Here is a 17899-nt window from a genome sequence, read left to right as displayed (position 1 = left end):
GACCAGCGCCTCATAGGCACGCGCATCGCCCCCTCGTGCCTGCTCGACGAGTTCCTGCTCGTCCAGTGGTCGGCCCTCCACGGACTCGGTCTCGCCAATCCATACACCATCGGCGGCGCCGGGGTTCCACCTCGGAGACGGCTACTGCCAGCTCGCCGACGCCCTCGGCGGGCGGCTGGCCCTGCGCCTGTCCGTCGGCGGCGGCCCCTGGACGGTCGAGCTCGCCGTCGAGGTCACCCCCCTGGACGCCTGAGCCGGGCCGGGAGGCCCATGATGCGGCGCTTGGCGGCGTCGGCGGCCGGGGTGGGGAGGGCGCCGAGGGCGGCGACGACCAGGCGGTTGCGGGCCGGGACCACGTAGCGGGGGGCGGGGCGGGCGGCGGTGGCGGCGCGGGCCACCGTGCGCCCGGCCGAGGCCGGGCCGGGGGCGAGGCGGTAGACCCGGGCCCAGGCGGCGTCGGTGCCGGCCAGGGCGGCGGCGTACGGCGAGCCGGGGTCGCGGTAGGGGGCGAGGCCGGCCAGGGCCCGGGACGCGAACCCGGTCCGGACCGCGCCCGGCTCGACCAGGACCACGGTGACGCCGAAGGGGGCCAGCTCCATGCGCAGGGCGTCGGTGACGGCGGCCACGGCGCGCTTGCTGGCGTTGTAGGCGCCGAGCAGGGGCATGGCGACCCGGCCCATGATGCTGCCGACGTTGACGACCCGGCCCTGGCCCCGCTCGCGCATCGCGGGCAGGAACGCCCTGGTCACCGCCAGCATGCCGAACACGTTGGTGTCGAACAGCTCGCGCAGGTCCCGCTCGGCCAGCGCCTCCAGCGGCCCCGGGAGGGCGTAGCCGGCGTTGTTGACCAGCACGTCCAGCCCCCGGCCGCCGGTCCGCCGCTCGACCAGGGCCCGGGCCGCCTCCACCGACGCCGGGTCGGTCACGTCCAGCACCACCGGCTCCAGCCGGCCCCCGGCCGTCCGGGCCAGCTCGGCCAAGGCGTCGGGCCGGCGCCCGCCGGCCAGGACCAGGTGCCCGTCCCGGACCAGCCGCAGGGCCGCGTCCCGGCCGATGCCCGAGGTCGCGCCCGTGATCAGGATGCTCTGTTGTGGCGGCATGCGTACGATGCTCGCATGACCGAGCCTCGCTGGAAGCAGCGCTACCGCGCCCCCTCGCTGAGTCTGCCGAGGTGGGCCCCTGACGAGCCCGACCACCTGGTCTACGTCTCCAACCTCTCCGGTTCCTGGCAGGTCCACGCCTGGGACCGGGCCGCCGGCACCCACCGCCAGGTGTCGGACCACCCGACCGGCGTCGTCGCCGCCGGCCTGACCCCCGACGGAGCCAGGGTCGTCTGGTTCCAGGACTCCAAGGGCGACGAGGTCGGCCGCTGGCTCCAGCAGCCGTTCGAGGGGGGCGAGACCGCGCCGCTGGTGGCCGACGTCGAGCCGGCCTGGAGCGCCGGGCTCGCCCTCGGGCCCAAGGGCCTGGCCGTGGTCGGGGTGTCGAGCCGGGACGGCTTCTCGGTCCGGGTCGGCGAGGTCGGCGGGGGCAGCGAGGAGCTGTACCGCCACGACGAGATGGTCGACGTCGCCGGGGTCAGCCGCGACGGCCGCCTGCTGGTCGTGCACCACGCCGAGCACGGCGACAACCTCCACCCGGCGCTGCGCGCCTTCGACCTGGACGCCGGGGCCCCGCTGGCCGACCTGTGGGACGGCGAGGGCTTCGGCCTGTTCGTGGCCTCGGCCGGCTTCTCGCCGGTGGCCGGCGACGGGCGCCTGGCCGTGCTCGCCGACCGGACGGGTTCGCTGCGGCCGGCCATCTGGGACCCGGCCGGCGACCAGCGGACCGACCTGGAGCTCGACCTGCCCGGCGAGGTCGACGTGGCCGACTGGTGGCCGGACGGCGGGGCGCTGCTGCTGATCCACACCTACATGGGCCGCGACGAGCTGCACCGCCTGGACCTGCGCAGCGGCGCCCTGGAACGGCTCGACCACCCGGCCGGGTCCATCCAGCGGGCCGGGGTGCGGCCCGACGGGACGGTCTGGTACCGCCACTCCTCGGGGGCGGCCGCGCCCGAGGTCCGGGCCGTCGGCGCCGAGGAGGCGGTGCTGCGGCCGCCCGGGCCGCGCGCCCCCTCCGGCGTCGCCTACGAGAGCTGGACGTTCCCCAACCCCCAGGGCGACCAGGTCCACGGGTTCCTGGCCGTGCCGCCGGGCCCGGGCCCGCACCCCACGGTGCTGATCGTCCACGGCGGTCCCACCCACCACGACTCCGACTCCTGGGACCCCGAGGTCCAGGCCTTCGTCGACCACGGCTACGCCGTCGGGCTGGTCAACTACCGCGGCTCCACCGGCTACGGCAAGGCCTGGCAGGACGTGCTCGAGGGCGACCCCGGCCGGCCCGAGATCGAGGACGTGGTCGCCGGCCGCGACGACCTGGTCGCGCGCGGCCTGGCCGACCCCGGCCAGGTGGTCATCAGCGGCGCCTCCTGGGGCGGGTACGTGACCCTGCAGGCCATCGGCACCGTCCCCGACGGCTGGCGGGCGGCCATGGCCGTGGTCCCGGTGGCCGACTACCTGGCCGCCTACGCCGACGAGTCCGAGGCCCTCCAGGCGTTCGACCGCAGCCTGTTCGGCGGCGGCCCCGAGGACAGGCACGACCTGTACGTCGAGCGCTCGCCCATCACCTACGTGGACAGGGTCAAGACCCCGGTGCTGCTGATGGTGGGCGACAACGACACCCGCTGCCCCCTCCAGCAGGTGCTCAACTACGCCGACCGCCTCACCGAGCTGGGCAAGCCGTTCGAGCTCGACCGCTTCGACGCGGGCCATGGCGCCCTGGTCGTCAACGAGCGCATCCGCCAGATGGAGGTATTGCTCCGCTTCGCGTCGCGGCATGTGCCCGGCGGCGCCGAGCCGGCGGCATAGGCGCCGTTGCCGAGCGAGGGCCCGTGGTCCCGGAAGCGGACCAGGACGTCGTCGATCCGCCGTCCCCGTTCCAGCGCCAGGTGCCCTCGGCGACCATGTTGGGCTTGTGGTTGACGAACAGCAGCGGCCCGAAGGGCGGCGGAGCCTGGACCTCGGCCACCGGCGGGAACCCGGCGGGGCGGGGGGTCACCTGCAGGTCGACCTCATGGACCTCGGCGGGCGGCCAGCGGCTGGCGGTCGAGACCCCCGAGCCGTCGGCCTCCGGCCGGGTCTGGTGGGCGACGTTGGGTGAGGACGCGTATCCGCTAGTAGTACACCCCGGGCTCGACAACGTTGCGCAGGGGCCGGCCGTCCAGGTAGCGGCGGAGGTTGTCGGTGAACAGCTCGGTGATGCGCTCGTTCTCGCGGGCCGAGAGGGCGGCCGCGTGGGGGGTGACGAGCACGTTGGGCAGGGTCCAGAGGGGGGAGTCGGCGGGCAGGGGCTCGGTGGCGAACACGTCGAGGACGGCGCCGGCGATGCGGCGCTCGCGGAGGGCGTCGACCAGGGCCGGCTCGTCGACCACGCCGCCGCGGCCGACGTTGACGAAGATGCAGCTTGCCGGCAGGCGCTCGATGGTGGCCCGGTCGATCAGGCCGGCCGTCTGGTCGGTCATGGGCAGGGAGACGACCATGGCGTCGGCCCGGCCGGCCAGCTCGGCCAGGCGCCCGGGGCCGTGGACCTCGTCGACCCACTCCGGCGGCGGGCCCTGGCTGCGCCGGAAGCCGACCGTGCGCATGCCCAGCGCCTTGCCCAGCCGGGCCACCTCGCGGCCGATCTCGCCCAGACCGACCAGGAACAGGGTCTGCCCGGACAGCTCCCGGAAGGGCTCACGGACCTCCGGCCATGCCCTGGCCCGCTGGTCGGCCAGCATCCGGGGCAGGTCCTTGGCCACGGCCAGGAGCCCGAAGACGGCGAACTCGGCCAGCGGCACGGCGTGGACGCCGCTGGAGGTGGTGACGACCACCCGCCCGAGCGCCTCGGCCGGCAGCCCGGCCTTGCGCACCTGCTCGCCGGCCCCGGCGCTGGTGGCGTGGACCCAACGCAGGCCCGGCAGGCCGTTGACCGCCTCGGCCAGGCCCTCGGCCGAGTCGTCGGGGACGCCGAACAGCACCTCGGCCCGGTCCAGCAGGGCCCGCCAGCGGGCCTCGGCCCCGGGGTCGCGGCGGAAGGCCGGGTCGCCGCGGTGGTCGGCCGGGTAGCGGGCCGGCGGCAGCAGGTCCGGCTCGAACAGCACCTCGGCCCGCGGGTCGGCCTCCTGGATGCTGGCCGCCAGCTCGGCCTCCAGCGGCGAGGCGATCACCACCCGCACGGGCGCCATGCCGCTCACCCCTCCCGCTCGACCGGCGGGATGGTCGCGGTCGCGATGCTGCCCCGCCCGGCGGGGTGGGTCAGGGTGAACTGGCCGTGCAGCTCCTCCTCGACCAGCGCCCGCACCAGCCGCAGCCCGAGCCCGCCCGCGGGACTGCCAGAGGGGTCGCCGACGGGGCCGCCAGGAGGGCCGTGGACAGCCGGTTGAGCTACCACCTGCCCCCGGCTACCCTCCCGATCCGGGGGCCCGGGTGCCGCGGGGTCGGGTTCCGGCATGGGCCGGTGACCGGTCTCCGGCATGGGCGGGTGGCCGGTCTCCGGAATGGGCCGGCGACCGTCGTCGTGGACCTCCAGGACCACCGGCTGGTCGTCGCCGCCGCGGAGCTCGACGGTGACGGTCCCGTGGCCGTCACCCAGGCCGTGCTCGACGGCGTTCTGGATCAGCTCGTTGAGGACCACGGCCAGCGGGGTGGCCACGGCCGCGTCCACCCGTACCGATTCCGTGTGCAGCTCGATGTGGGCGTCCTCGCGGCCGAGCGACCCCTCCAGCATCCTGACCACCCGGCGGGCCACGTCGGCCATGTCGACCGCCCCCTCGAACTCCTCGGTCAGGGTCTCGTGGACCAGCGCGATCGAGGTGATCCTGTGGACCGAGTCCTCCAGGGCGGCCACCGCCTGCGGGTGGTCCCCGAGCCGGCGGGCCTGGAGCCGCAGCAGCGAGGCCACCGTCTGGAGGTTGTTCTTGACCCGGTGGTGGACCTCGCGGATGGTCGCCTCGCGCCGGGAGATGACCCGGTCGCGCCGGCGCAGCTCGGTCGCCTCCCGGACCAGCACCAGCGCGCCGCGGCGGCCGGCCTCCCGTAGCAGGGGGACCACCCGGATGTCGGCGACCGCCCCGGCGGCCTCGATCTCCGACTCCACCGGCCGGCCGCCGGCCATGGCCTCGGCGACCAGGATGGCCGCCCGGTGGGGGAGCGGCTGGCCGAGCGGCAGGGCGTTGGTGCCCATCCGCCGGAAGGCCGAGGTCGCGTTGGGGCTGGCGAACTCGACCCGGCCGCTGGCGTCGAGCACGACCAGGCCGTCGCCGACGCGGGGCGAGGCGGTCGGGTCGGTCACCTCGACGAATGGGAAGGTCCCGTCGGCCACCATCTCCAGCAGCGCCTCGGCCGCGCCCAGGTAGGACGCCTCCAGCCGGCCGGTGGGGCGGGCCGGGGTCTCCGGCGACTCGACGCTGAGCACGGCCACGATCTCGCCCTGGTGGCGGACGGGCACGGTCTCGACCCGCACCGGCTCGGCGTCGATCAGGATCGGCTCCAGGGAACGCTGGCGCCGGCCCTCCCGCCAGGCCCGCTCGACGTACGGGTGCCAGGTCGGCTCGACCACCTCGCCGACGAGGTCGACCGGGTAGAGGGTGCGGGCGGTGTAGGGCCGGAGCTGGCCGACGATACGGAAGCTCTCGCTGCCGTCGACGGGCAGGAACAGCAGCAGGTCGGCGAAGGCGAGGTCGGCGATCAGCTGCCAGCCCGCCATCAGGCTGTGCAGGTGCTCGATCGCGTCGTCGGACAGCCGGCGCCGGACCGGCGGGGCAACCTCGGTCATGCCGTCAGCGTAGCCGCCTACGGCAGCGGATGGCGTGGCCGGATAAGCCGCTCGGAAGCCTCAAATTCCTTGAAAGTAGTTGTCTACCCAATTTCCGTAAGAATTCAGTCACGAAATACTACCCCGTTCACCTCCTCTTCTGATCCGAACTACGCAGAATTGGGGGCGCTCGCAGGAGGGGTCAGCACCGATAATGACGACCGAATCGGCTCGTGACGGCATGCGTGGTGGGATCGCGGGGGGCGTACCACTCGTCGTCGTTCGCGTCCCCCCGGACGAACGACCATCGAGGAGGGCGAATGTCTCGCCGACGACTGGCCGCCGCCGTGGCCCTGGTCGCCCTGCTTGCCATGCCCGGAGCTGCCTCCGGGACCGCGGCCACCGGGTTCGTCGTCCAGCTGCGGCGGTCGACCGGCTAGGCCACTCGTGTGCCATGGCCAGGGGTGAGGTCCGCCGGGGGGTGGTCGCGCTGAGTCTGGTGGTCGCCGGAGCGGCCGGCTGCTCCGCCGGTGGCGGGCCGCCCGAGCAGGTGGCCCGCGCCGCGCCCCTGGTCCGCCTCGGGCTCAACCCCGACGGGACCATGCAGGTGCCGGGCGACTACCAGGTCGCCGGCTGGTTCACCGGCGTCCCGCAGCCCGGGCAGCTCGGCCGGGCCGTGATCGCCGGCCACGTCGATTCCCGGGCCCAGCGCGGCTACCGTGAGAACCTGGTCGTGTCGGCCACCAGGGCGGCCGACGGCGGGACGGAGGCCGGCCGGTGAGCGGCGGCCGCGGCGACGTCGAGCGCCTCCCCGGCGGCCCGGGCGACCCGGCCACCGAGCCGTCCCCGACCACCCCCGAGCCGGAGACCGTCCCCACAGCGGGGACCGGCGGACCGGTCCGCTCCGAGGAGCCGGAGCGGACCCCGCGGCCCGGCCCGCGTCCGCGGCCGCCGGTGCCCGAGCCCCAGGGGTCGGCCCTCCGGGTGGTCCTGGTCTCCCGCGACATCATGCTCGCCGCCGCCCTCCGCTCCCTGATCGAGCAGCCCGGCGTGGTCAAGGTGCTGGACTGGTACAACGAGGAGCTCGACGCCGCCATCCGGCACGCCGACGTGGTCGTGGTCGACATGCCGCCCAGCCTCCACGACCGTGCCTTCGCCGTGCTCGACGGCCGCTTCCTCGGTCGCACGGCGGTCCTGCTCCAGGAGGGCGAGCACCCCGAGTCCCTCCCGCCGGGCCCGCCCCGCGCCATCCTCTACCGGCCGCTGCAGATCGCCGAGCTGTGGGCGGCGATCACGGGGATCGCGCCCGAGGTGGCCGGGCCGGTGGGGCCCGGCGAGCCGGACCCCGGGGAGGATCCGGAGGCCGCCGCCCCGGGACGGGTGGCGGAGGCGCCCGCGGGCCGGGGACTGCCGGTCGCCGAGTCGGGGCTGCTGATCGGGTTGAGCGGACGCGAGCTGGAGCCGGTCATCGGGCCCGGCCAGGTCGCCCCGGGAATGGACCGGGGCACCCTCGAGCAGCTGCGCCGCTGGGGGAGGCGGCCGCCCACCGGCGCGGAGGAGCGCTCCACGGGTTGTGACGAGGCACCTTCGGCCAAGGCCGCCCGGGCCGAGCGGGCCGAGAGGGCCGAGCAGCAGCGCCGCGCCGAACGTGCCGAGGCGGTTCGGGCCAAGGCCGCCGACGCCGAGGCCCGCCGCGAGCAAGCCCGCCAGGCCAAGGCGGTCGAGGCGGAGGCGCGCGCCGCGGCCCGGGAGGAGGCGCGCCAGGCGAAGGCTGCTGCCGAGGCGGCCCGTGCGGCCGAGCGTGCGGAGGCCCGTCAGGCAAGGGCGGCTGAGGCGGAGGCCCGCGCGGCCGAGCGCGAGGTCGCGCGCCAGGCGAAGGCGGAGGCCGAGGCGGCGCGGGCCGCTGAGCGGGAGGAGGCCCGTCGGGTGAAGGCGGCGCAGGCGGAGGCCCGAGCCGCCGCTCGGGAGGAAGCCCGCCAGGCCAGAGCCGCGGCGGCGGAGGTTCGGGCCGCCGAGCGGGAGGAGGCGCGTCAGGCCAAGGCGGCGCAGGCGAAGGTGGATCGTGCGGCTCGGGCCGAGGCCCGGCAGGCGAAGGCGGCGCAGACCGCGGAGCGGCGGGCGGTTCGGGCCGAGGCGCGGCAGGCCGCCCGCGCCGAGGCGGCGCAGCGGCGTGTGGAGCGGGCGGCGGTCCGGAAGGCCGCGCGGGCGGAGGCGAGCCGGACCAGGGCGGCCCGGCGGGATGAGGCGCGGCAGGCGCGGGCAGCCCAGGCGGAGACGCGGCGGTCGGCTCGCCAGGAAGCGGCGCAGGCCAGGGCGGCGAGCGCCGAGGTCCGCCGGGCAGAGGCGCAGCAGGCCAAGGCGGCGCGGGCCGAAGCTCAGGAGGCGGCTCGGGCCGAGGCGGCGCAGCAGCGGGCGGCACAGGCCGAGGAGCGGAAGATTGCCCGGGAGGAGTCCCGGCAGGCCAAGGCGGCTCAGGAGGAGGCGCGGAAGGTCGCCCGGGACGAGGCTCGGCTGGCCAGGGCGGCTCGGGCGGAGGTTCGGCGGGTGGGGCGGGAGGAGGCTGCGCAGCGGCGGATCGCGCGGTTGGAGGCGCGGAGGGCTGCGCAGGCTGAGGCTCGGCGGGCGCGGGTGGCGCAGGGGGGCGCGGCGGGGGTTCGGGCTGGGGTGGGCGGGGTGGCCGGGCCCGCCCTGGTGATCTTGCTGCTGGCGGTGGTGGGGGTGGCCGCCGCGGGGTGGCGTGCGGGTGGGGGGCCGGACACGCTGGCTGGTGAGGTGGCGGTGGTGCGGGCTGCCGGGGAGGGCGAGGGCGGCCTGGTGGCCCAGGACCCGAGGATGGGGCCGATCGAGCCGCTGCACGCCCTGGGCGTCGGGGTGTGGTTGCGGGCGACGGAAGCGGGGGCCTCGCTCGAGGGGGCGATCCGGGAGGCCAGGGTGCCGAGCCGGTTCCTGCTGGCGGGTGTGGTTGGGCTGACCGTGCTGCTCTTCCTGCTTCTCATGCGGGTCGGACCCGGTACCGGTGCGGCGGCCGGGCCGGGTCCGGCCCCGCCGCACGGGTGGCGGCTGGGGGGAGCGGCGCTGGCGGGGGCGCTGGTGGCCCTCGACCCGGTGCTGGTCCGGAGCGGGCGGACGGCGACCGGGACGGTCCTGGCCGTCGGGCTCGCCCTGGGTGCGCTGCTCCTGGCCTGGGAGCTGCCGGCGCGGCCGGCGCTGCGGTGGCTGCCGCTGGTCGCCGCCGGGGCCGGGCTCGCCCTGCTGGTCAGCCCGCTCGCGCTGGGGGTGCTGGCCGTCCCGGTGGTGGCCGAGCTGCTCCAGGGGCGGCACCGGGAGGCCTGGCGGGCCATGGCCGCCCTCGGGCTCGGGATCGGGCTCTGGCTGGTCCTGCCCGTCTGGGTGGCCGGCCAGGACCTGACCGCCGGGCAGGCCGGATGGCTGCTCGGACGCCCCCCCAGGCGAGGGTCCCTCGGCGCGTCGCTGGCCGCCGCCCCGCTCAGCTGGCTGCTGGTCGCCACCGGCCTGGCAGCCGCCATCCTGGCCTGGCGCCACCGGTCCGGCGCCAGGCCTGGCACCGCGCAATGGCCGGCCCGGGTGCTCGCCTGGACCGCGACCACGGCCGCCGGGGCGGCGGTGGCGGTCGCGCTCGGCTACCCGACCTCCCAGGCCCTCCCCTTCGCCGTCCCCGCCGCGGCCGTCTCCCTGGCCCTGGCCGGCGTGGCGGTGCTGGCGGCCGCCGGCGGGCGCCCGGAGACCCGGTTGGTCGGAGCCGCGACGGGGGTCGTCCTGGCCGGGCTGCTCGTCGTCCAGGGCCTGGCCTGGGGGGCCAGCTACGGCCGCCCGGCCGACGACGGCCTGGCCCGGCTGGTGGCGACGGTCGGCGAGCAGGTGCCGGGCTGCTCGGCGGTCAACGCCAGCGGGCCCGCCGACCGGGCCCGGCTGCTGGCCACCGGCGCCACCGTGACCGAGTTCTCGAGCGGCCCGGCCGCCCACGCCGCCGGGGTGCGCTTCTTCGTGCTGACCGGCGCGACCGCCCAGGGCGGGCCCATGACCCCGTCGCTGGCCGCCTGGGTCCGCCAGCACGGCAGGCGGCTGGCCGCCCACCCGTCGCGGAGCCTGTCGGGTATCGAGCTGTGGCGGGTCGACACCGCCCCGCTCGACCCGGTGGCCGACAGCATCCCCGTGCCCGGCGGGCTGTTCTCCAACGTCACGGGCTCGGCCTGCGGCGGCTACCGGGTCGTGGACAGCCAGGTCGGCGCCTTCTACACCGGCTACCAGGCCGCCGGCGGCAAGGCGGTCCTCGGCCGGCCGCTCGGGTCGGTCTGGACCAGCGACGGCCCGGCCCTGCAGGCGTTCGACACCATGGTGCTTGGAGCGGTCCCGACCGCCAGCGGCCCGCCGGCCGTGCGGCCCATTGAGCTGCCGCCGCAGCTGGCCAAGCTGGACGTCGAGGCGGTGGCCGAGGCCGACATCCCGCTGCCATCGGCCCGGGCGCCGGTGAACAACCGGCAGACCAGGGCCCTGCTCAGCGACGAGGAGATCGCCCGCGTCTACCTGGGCACCGACCCGGCGGCGGCCACGGCCAGCGACTTCCGGCGGGCCCGGGACCGGTTCGGCCGGCCGCTCGGCACCCCGCAGACGATGCCGGACGGGGCCGTGCGCCAGCTGTTCGAGCGGGCCGTGCTGGAGCTGCCCGCCGACGGCGGCCCGGCCCGGCCGGCGGCCCTCGGCCGCCTGGCCGTCCGCCTCGGCCTTGTCCCTAGGCAGGCCATGCGGCCGGAGCCGGTGCCCGGCCTGCCCGTGCCGCCCTCCGAGCGGCGGCTGGACACCGGCCCGCTGCTGCGTTTCACCGGCGCCGGGCTGGTGCTCCTGGCCCTGGCCGCCGCGGCCGGCGTGGTGGCCGCCCGGCGCCCCACGAGCACCCCTTCCGGGTAGGCCCGGGACGGCGTGTCGCCGCCGGTCACACCAGTTGTTGACGTGCCGGACCCACCTCCGTACGCTCATGGCTCGAGAGCAACGGCGCTCGCCCAGGCGGCGCCGTTTTTCGTGTCCCTGGACATCGTTGTCCATCGGCACCCGGGCTCCGGCGTCGCCCCAGCAGTGCAATCGGAGGCGAGATGACGGAGCACCTCCCGCGAGCCGCCGGGTCCAGCAGCCGGGCCCTGTACAACCGGCGCCGCGACGAGCGCGACGCCTGCGGCATCGGCTTCGTGGCCGATGTCCATGGCCGCCCCAGCCGGGCCATCCTCGACGCCGCCCTCGGCGGGCTCGAGCGGCTCCGGCACCGGGGCGCGGTCGCCGCCGACGCCCGCACCGGCGACGGCGCGGGCGTGCTGGTGCCGCTGCCCGCCGGGTTCTTCGCCGGCCCCGACGTCGCCGAACCCACCGGCCGGCTCGGCGTGGCCATGGCCTTCCTCCCGCGCGACCCCGAGAGCGCCAAGGAGGCCCGCCGGGTGGTCGAGCAGGCGCTGGTCGCCGAGGGGCTGGAGCTGCTCCGCTGGCGCCTGGTCCCGGTCGACCACGACGCCATCGGCGCGCAGGCCAGGGCGAAGGCGCCCGCGATCGAGCAGGCCGTGTTCCGGGCGGCGGAGGGCGTGGACGAGGCTGACGCCGAGCGGCGCTGCTTCCGGGCCGGCCGGCGGGCCGCCCAGGCGGCCAAGGCGGCCGAGGTCTCGCTGTACCTCGCCTCCTGCTCGACCCGGACGGTCACCTACAAGGCGCTGTGCGCCGCCGACCAGCTCGCCGCCTTCTACCCGGATCTGGCCGACCCGGCGTTCGCGGTCTCGTTCGCCGTGTTCCACCAGCGCTACTCGACCAACACGGCGCCCTCCTGGGAGCGGGCCCAACCGTTCCGGTTCCTCTGCCACAACGGCGAGATCAACACCCTCGACGGCAACGTCGCCTGGATGCGGGCCCGTGAGGGGAACCTGGGGGCGGGCGCGCTGGACGAGGGCCTGCTGCGGCCCGTGCTCGACCCCGACGCCTCCGACTCGGGCAAGCTCGACAACGCGGTGGAGCTGCTGGTCAGGGGCGGCCGCGACCTCCGCCACGCCCTGGCCATGCTGGTCCCGGCGGTCGAGCCCGTCGCCACCGACGACGGCCAGGACCGGCGCGACTTCTACCGTTACCACGCCTGCCTGACCGAGCCGTGGGACGGCCCGGCCGGCCTCGTCTTCACCGACGGCCGCCTGGTCGGGGCGGCCCTTGACCGCAACGGGCTGCGGCCGATGCGCTGGGAGGCGACCGAGGACGGCCTGGTCGTCTGCGCGTCCGAGGCCGGGCCGGTCGACACCGGCGGGCGCGGCCGGGTGCGGCGGGGCCGGCTCGGGCCCGGGCAGATGCTCTGCGTCAACCCCGAGCGGGGCCTGCTCACCGACGACCAGATCAAGGGCGAGCTGGCCGCCAGCCGGCCCTGGAGCGCCTGGGTGGCCGAGCACCTGCGGGCCGCCGGCGCCGGCCGGCCCGTGGAACCGCCCGCCGACGACCGCCGCCTGGTCGCCGCCCAGGCCACCTTCGGCTTCACCCGGGAGCTGGTCACCACCGTGCTGCGGCCGATGGCCACCGCCGGCAAGGAGCCGACCGCCTCCATGGGCGACGACACGCCCCCGGCCGTGCTCGGGACCACCACCCGGCCGGTGAGCCACTTCCTGCGCCAGCGCTTCGCCCAGGTCACCAACCCGCCCATCGACCACCTGCGCGAGCGCCACGTGCTGTCGAGCAGGACGCTGCTCGGCTGCCGCCACCCGCTGCTCGGGGAGGAGCCGGAGGCGGCCCGGATGGTCGAGCTGGACGGGTTCGTCCTCACCCCCGACGGGCTGCAGGGCCTCGCCGACCCGGCGCTCGGGCTGTGCCCGCGGGTGCTGGACGCCACCTGGCCGGCGGCCGAGGGCCCGGGCGGCCTGCGCGCCGCCTGCCTGCGCCTCGGCGAGGAGGCGGTCGCGGCCGTGCGCGACGGCACCTGCCTGCTGGTCGTCACCGACGCGGAGGCCGACGAGCGGAGAGAGCGGGTGCCGGTGCCGTCGCTGCTGGCCATCGGGGCGGTGCAGCAGCGGCTGCTGCGGGAGGGCCTGGCCACCAGGACCAGCGTGGTCGCCGACACCGGCGAGCCGGTCGACTCCCACCAGGCGGCCACCCTGCTCGGCTACGGGGCCGACGCCATCTGCCCCCGGCTCACCCTGGCCACGGTGGCCGGGCTCGGTCAGGACCCGGCGGCCGCCCAGGACAAGTACCGGGACGCCCTCGAGGAGGGCGTGTTCAAGATCATGAGCAAGATGGGCATCTCGGTCCTCGACGCCTACCGGGGGGCGCAGATCTTCGAGGCCGTCGGCCTCGACGAGGAGGTCGTCGACCTCTGCTTCGCCGGCACCCCGTCCCCGCTCGGCGGGATCGGCCTCGACGAGCTGGCCCGCGACGCCCTCGACCGCCACCAGGCCGGCCAGGCCGAGGTGGCGCGGCTGGAGAACCCCGGCTGGTTCAAGCACCGCCCCGGCGGCGAGTACCACGCCACCAACCCCTCGGTGATGCAGGCCCTGCAGTTCGCCGTCCGCGAGGGGGCCGAGATGCGGGGTTCCAAGCGGGGCGCCCATCTGCTCCAGCAGGCGGTCAAGGGAGGCGGGTTCGAGCGTTACCGGCACTTCGCCAGCCTGGTCAACGAGCGCCCGCCGGCCGCCCTGCGCGACCTGCTCGAGCTCCGCCCGGCCGCCGACGCGGTGCCCCTGGACGAGGTCGAGCCGGCGGCCAACATCCTGGCCCGCTTCTCGACCGCGGCCATGAGCCTGGGCTCGCTGTCCCCGGAGGCCCACGAGACGCTGGCCATCGCCCTCAACCGGGTCGGCGGCCGCTCCAACTGCGGCGAGGGTGGCGAGGACCCGGCCCGCTTCGGCACCGAGCGCAGCTCGGCCATCAAGCAGGTCGCCTCCGGCCGCTTCGGGGTCACCCCGGCGTACCTGGCCAACGCCGTCGAGCTCCAGATCAAGATCGCCCAGGGGTCCAAGCCGGGCGAGGGCGGCCAGCTCCCCGGCCACAAGGTCAGCGGCGAGATCGCCCGGCTGCGCCACACCCAGCCCGGGGTCGCCCTGATCTCGCCCCCGCCCCACCACGACATCTACTCGATCGAGGACCTGGCCCAGCTGGTGTTCGACCTGAAGCAGGCCAACCCCACCGCCGAGGTGTCGGTCAAGCTGGTCGCCGAGGCCGGGGTGGGCACGGTCGCCGCCGGGGTGGTCAAGTCACTGGCCGACGTGGTCATGATCTCGGGCGCCGACGGCGGCACCGGGGCCAGCCCGCTGTCCTCGATCAAGCACGGGGGCGCGCCCTGGGAGCTCGGCCTGGCCGAGACCCAGCAGGCCCTGGTCGCCAACGACCTCCGCTCGCGCTGCAAGGTCCGGGTCGACGGCGGCTTCAAGACGGGCCGCGACGTGCTGGTGGCGGCCCTGCTCGGGGCCGACGAGTTCGGCTTCGGCACGGCCGCCCTGCTGGCCGAGGGCTGCCTGATGGTCCGGACCTGCCACCAGGACAACTGCCCGGTCGGCATCGCCACCCAGCGGCCCGACCTCAGGGCCAAGTTCACCGGCACCCCGGACATGGTCGTCCACTACCTCGAGTACGTGGCCACCGAGACCAGGGAGCTGCTGGCCTCCCTCGGGCTGCGCAGCCTGGACGAGGCCGTGGGCCGGGTCGACCTGCTGGCCCAGCGCCGCACCGGCGACCAGCGGGCCGACAGCCTCGACCTGTCGCCCCTGCTGGCCACCGGGGCCTCCGATGACGGCGGCGCCCCGGCGACCCGGTTCGTGGCCTCCGACCCGATCCAGCGTCCCCGGTCCGAGCTGGGCGACCGGATCCACGACGACGCCTGGCCGGGGCTGCGCGACGGCGACCTCGTCCACCTCCAGTACCCGATCGCCAACACCGACCGGTCGGTCGGGGCCCGGCTGGGGGTGGCCGTCGGCAAGGCCTTCGGGTCGCGGCCGCCGGCCGGCCGGGCCCGGATCGAGCTCGAGGGGACGGCCGGGCAGAGCTTCGGCGCCTTCCTGGCCCCCGGGATTGACCTCCGGCTCACCGGCGCCTGCAACGACTACGTTGGCAAGGGCATGGGCGGGGGCCGCATCGTCGTCCGGCCACCGGCCGACGACGCCGGCGCCCCGGTCCTGATCGGCAACACGGCCCTGTACGGGGCGACCCGGGGCGAGCTGTTCTGCGCCGGGCGGGCCGGGGAGCGGTTCGCGGTGCGCAACTCGGGCGCCACCGCGGTGGTCGAGGGGGTCGGCGACCACGGCGGCGAGTACATGACCGGCGGGTCGGTGATCGTGCTCGGCCCGGTCGGCCGCAACCTCGGGGCCGGCATGAGCGGCGGCGAGCTGTTCCTCTACGACCCCGACGGCGACGCCCTCGACCAGCTCAACGACGAGCTGGTCCTGCCCCGCCGGCCGGACGAGATCGAGCTGGTGTTCCTGCGCGAGCTGATCGTCGCCCACCACGAGCTGACCGGCTCGGCGGTGGCGGCGGGGATCCTCGATACCTGGGAGCGTTCCTACGCCGCCTTCTGGCGGATCGCGCCCCGGGCCGAGGTCGCGGCCATCGAGCACGCCCACGAGGGGACCGGATGACGGCACGGCGGGCCCTGGACGACAACCGGACTCCGCGTCAGCCTCCTTCCGGGCTACGATGCCTACCCGACGTACGTGGCGGAAGGAGCAGGATGGCGCGGGTGCTCGTCGCCGAGGACGAGGTCCTGATCAGGGTGGACATCGTCGAGACCCTCACCGAGGGTGGGCACACCGTGGTCGGCGAGGCCGGCGACGGCGAGCAGGCGGTCCGCCTGGCCCGTGAGCTCGGCCCCGACCTGGTGATCATGGACGTGAAGATGCCCAAGGTGGACGGCCTCACCGCGGCCAGGCAGATCACCGCCGAGGGCCCGGCCGTGCTCGTCCTGACCGCGTTCTCCGACAAGGACCTGGTCGAGCAGGCGGCCGACGCCGGCACCATCGGCTACCTGGTCAAGCCGTTCCAGCCGGCCCAGCTGCTCGCCGGGGTCAGCGTCGCCCTGGCCCGGGCGGCCGACCACCGCGACCTCCAGGGAACGGTCGACGACCTCGAGTCCAAGCTGGCCGCCCGCAAGGTGATCGAGCGGGCCAAGGGCCGGCTCATGGAGCAGTTCGGCCTCACCGAGGACCAGGCCTACACCCGCATGCGCCGGGCGGCCATGGACCGCCAGCTGCCCCTGGCCGAGATCGCCAAGCGGGTCCTGGAGGCCCAGCCGGAGAGCCCGTCCACGCCCTGACCCGGCCCGGCGGCCAGGCCTTGCCGCGACCAGCGCAGCGGCCGGCCAGCCCCCGCTCGGCGATCAGCCGCGGTGGGTGGCGTGGTAGCCGGCGATCAGGTCGTACAGCCGGCTGACCTGATCGGCCAGCGTCGGCGGGCCGTCGGTCGTCATGGCGGGAGCACAGCAACCGGCATCGGGGATGTCCCTGATCGGACCCTGACCCGCCCGCGGCAGGTCCCGGGCCGATTCCCGATGCCGTTGCCGGGTGATCCGCCTAGGGTGGGAGGGACAGTCGAGGTCATGGAGGACCGCAGCAATGGAAGCGTTTCGTCGTCAGGGGCTCGTCCGGCCGCGCCAGGGCAGGATCCTGGGCGGGGTCTGCGCCGGGCTGGCCCGCCGGTTCGGGATAGGCGCGACGATGATGAGGATCCTGTTCGTCGTCACCCTGATCGTGATCCCGGGCAGCCAGATCATCGTCTACCCGCTCCTCTGGATCCTGATGCCGTCGGAGTGACCGCCGGCCCGTACGGCCCGGCAGCCCCAGGCGACCCTTGACCACCCGGCTGCCGGGCCACCGCACTCGGCCAGGGCCCAGGGCGCCAAGTGGCGACCGGTGGGCGGGGTCGAGGACGAGGCCGAGCAGCAGGTCGCCCAGGGGGAGCAGACCCGCGAACGCGAGCGCGAGGTGAAGGCGGCCGAGCCCGGCGCAGCGGCGGCGGCACCGGCTCGGGCGGCTGGGCTGCGCCGCTGGTTGCCGGAACTACCCAGCCGCACCCGGGGACACCAGCCCCATGAGTTGAGGCCGGACTCCGATGGTCTGGTGGGCCGGGGCGGGCCGTCCTGGGCGGCATGTGGAGACGACGAAGCGGGTCCTGGCGCTCGCGGTGACAGCGGCGCTGAGCTGCACCGGCTGCGTGAAGGCCGGCGGCTTCCGGACCGGCGAGGACGCGGCCCGCCACCAGGCCCGCCAGCTTGCCTTGGAGGACGCCGAGCAGGTCGCCGAGGAGGTCGAGCGCCGCCAGTTCCCCCAGGGCGGCGGCGACCCCGGGACCGCCCGGGTACCGCCGTCCATGGACCAACGCCGGCATGTGGAGCGCATCGCCAGCGAGTTCGACGGCCCCGAAGCCGGCCCCTCCGATCGCGTCCACCAGCTCGAGATCATGCCCGGGCAACGCTGGGTCGGCTTCCTCGGCGAGGTGTCGGGCCGGCGGGTGATGATGGGGCGGTCGGCGGCGCGTGCAGGGACGACGGAGGAGGCCGCATGTCCAGGTTCACCGACCGACCGAACACCGCGCTGATGGTGCTCGACGTCCAGAACGGCGTCGTCGCGAACGCCTACGACCGGGACAGGGTGGTCGCGAACATCCGCCAGCTGGTGGAGAGGGCCCGCGCCAGCCAGGTGCCCGTGGTCTGGGTGCAGCACTCGGACGAGCAGCTGGCCAGGGACAGCGATGAGTGGCAGTACGTGCCGGAGCTGGTCCGGGAGGACGGCGAGCCGCTGGTCCACAAGCACTACGGCGACTCGTTCGACGACACCGACCTGGAGTCGGTGCTGGCCGAGCGGGGCGTGGGCCGGCTGCTGGTGACCGGCGCCCAGACCGACGAGTGCATCCGGTCGACGCTGCACGGCGCGTTCGTCCGCGGGTACGACACGACCCTGGTGGGCGACGCCCACACCACCGAGGACCTGAGCGAGTGGGGCGCACCGTCGCCGGACAAGGTCATCGACCACACCAACATGTACTGGCGGTACCACTCGGGACCCGGCCGGACCGCCGGGGTGGTGAAGACGGCCGAGGTCGAGTTCTGAGC

General features: G+C 75.9%; 11 protein-coding genes. 8 read left to right on the top strand and 3 right to left on the bottom strand.

The window, feature by feature from the left end:
* Positions 1-233: 233 nt before the first annotated feature.
* The gene (locus VF468_09515; GenBank protein ID HEX5878545.1) at positions 234-1100 is read right to left on the bottom strand and encodes an SDR family oxidoreductase; all 867 of its coding nucleotides are present in this window, start codon (positions 1098-1100) and stop codon (positions 234-236) included.
* A gap of 15 nt (positions 1101-1115) precedes the next feature.
* On the opposite strand from VF468_09515, the gene VF468_09510 reads away from it, so the two are divergent.
* Positions 1116-2909 (top strand): alpha/beta fold hydrolase, encoded by a 1794-nt coding sequence (locus VF468_09510; protein ID HEX5878544.1) that lies wholly within the window; start codon positions 1116-1118, stop codon positions 2907-2909.
* Positions 2910-3214: 305 nt separating this feature from the next.
* On the opposite strand, the gene VF468_09505 is transcribed toward VF468_09510, so the two are convergent.
* On the bottom strand, positions 3215-4267 hold the full coding sequence (locus VF468_09505) for a D-2-hydroxyacid dehydrogenase (GenBank protein ID HEX5878543.1): 1053 nt from the start codon (positions 4265-4267) through the stop codon (positions 3215-3217).
* Positions 4268-4272: 5 nt separating this feature from the next.
* Complete coding sequence (locus VF468_09500) at positions 4273-5856, bottom strand: histidine kinase N-terminal domain-containing protein (GenBank protein ID HEX5878542.1); 1584 nt, start codon at positions 5854-5856, stop codon at positions 4273-4275.
* A gap of 433 nt (positions 5857-6289) precedes the next feature.
* On the opposite strand from VF468_09500, the gene VF468_09495 reads away from it, so the two are divergent.
* From VF468_09495 to VF468_09465, 7 genes are all read left to right on the top strand, one after another.
* Positions 6290-6616 carry a hypothetical protein gene (locus VF468_09495; protein ID HEX5878541.1) on the top strand — a complete coding sequence of 109 codons (327 nt, stop codon included), beginning with the start codon at positions 6290-6292 and terminating at the stop codon, positions 6614-6616.
* Positions 6613-10761: a hypothetical protein gene (locus VF468_09490; protein ID HEX5878540.1), complete on the top strand. Its 4149-nt coding sequence runs from the start codon at positions 6613-6615 to the stop codon at positions 10759-10761. The genes VF468_09495 and VF468_09490 overlap by 4 nt, the downstream gene beginning before the upstream one ends.
* Positions 10762-10943: 182 nt before the next feature.
* Entirely contained in the window at positions 10944-15431 is a 4488-nt protein-coding gene (locus VF468_09485; GenBank protein ID HEX5878539.1) for a glutamate synthase-related protein, read from the top strand.
* A 92-nt stretch (positions 15432-15523) separates the two neighbouring features.
* Positions 15524-16105 (top strand): response regulator, encoded by a 582-nt coding sequence (locus VF468_09480; GenBank protein HEX5878538.1) that lies wholly within the window; start codon positions 15524-15526, stop codon positions 16103-16105.
* Between the two features lie 298 nt (positions 16106-16403).
* Positions 16404-16601: a PspC domain-containing protein gene (locus VF468_09475; GenBank protein ID HEX5878537.1), complete on the top strand. Its 198-nt coding sequence runs from the start codon at positions 16404-16406 to the stop codon at positions 16599-16601.
* 370 nt (positions 16602-16971) lie between these two features.
* Positions 16972-17385, top strand: a complete 414-nt coding sequence (locus VF468_09470; GenBank protein ID HEX5878536.1) for a hypothetical protein — start codon at positions 16972-16974, stop codon at positions 17383-17385.
* Positions 17349-17897: an isochorismatase family protein gene (locus VF468_09465; GenBank protein HEX5878535.1), complete on the top strand. Its 549-nt coding sequence runs from the start codon at positions 17349-17351 to the stop codon at positions 17895-17897. The genes VF468_09470 and VF468_09465 overlap by 37 nt, the downstream gene beginning before the upstream one ends.
* The last annotated feature ends 2 nt before the right edge of the window (positions 17898-17899 follow it).

It is taken from the genome of Actinomycetota bacterium (assembly GCA_036280995.1).
Taxonomy (GTDB): Bacteria; Actinomycetota; CALGFH01; order CALGFH01; family CALGFH01; genus CALGFH01.
The sequence above is the reverse complement of the archived record's forward strand: the minus strand, read 5'-3'. Positions and strand labels throughout refer to the sequence as shown.

Excerpts from the sequence above, each read along its gene's own strand:
- VF468_09515 (HEX5878545.1), bottom strand. The coding sequence starts at position 1,100 with ATGCCGCCACAACAGAGCATCCTGATCACGGGCGCGACCTCGGGCATC.
- VF468_09500 (HEX5878542.1), bottom strand. The coding sequence starts at position 5,856 with ATGACCGAGGTTGCCCCGCCGGTCCGGCGCCGGCTGTCCGACGACGCG.
- VF468_09505 (HEX5878543.1), bottom strand. The coding sequence starts at position 4,267 with ATGGCGCCCGTGCGGGTGGTGATCGCCTCGCCGCTGGAGGCCGAGCTG.
- VF468_09480 (HEX5878538.1), top strand. The coding sequence starts at position 15,524 with ATGGCGCGGGTGCTCGTCGCCGAGGACGAGGTCCTGATCAGGGTGGAC.
- VF468_09475 (HEX5878537.1), top strand. The coding sequence starts at position 16,404 with ATGGAAGCGTTTCGTCGTCAGGGGCTCGTCCGGCCGCGCCAGGGCAGG.
- VF468_09510 (HEX5878544.1), top strand. The coding sequence starts at position 1,116 with ATGACCGAGCCTCGCTGGAAGCAGCGCTACCGCGCCCCCTCGCTGAGT.
- VF468_09485 (HEX5878539.1), top strand. The coding sequence starts at position 10,944 with ATGACGGAGCACCTCCCGCGAGCCGCCGGGTCCAGCAGCCGGGCCCTG.
- VF468_09495 (HEX5878541.1), top strand. The coding sequence starts at position 6,290 with ATGGCCAGGGGTGAGGTCCGCCGGGGGGTGGTCGCGCTGAGTCTGGTG.
- VF468_09465 (HEX5878535.1), top strand. The coding sequence starts at position 17,349 with ATGTCCAGGTTCACCGACCGACCGAACACCGCGCTGATGGTGCTCGAC.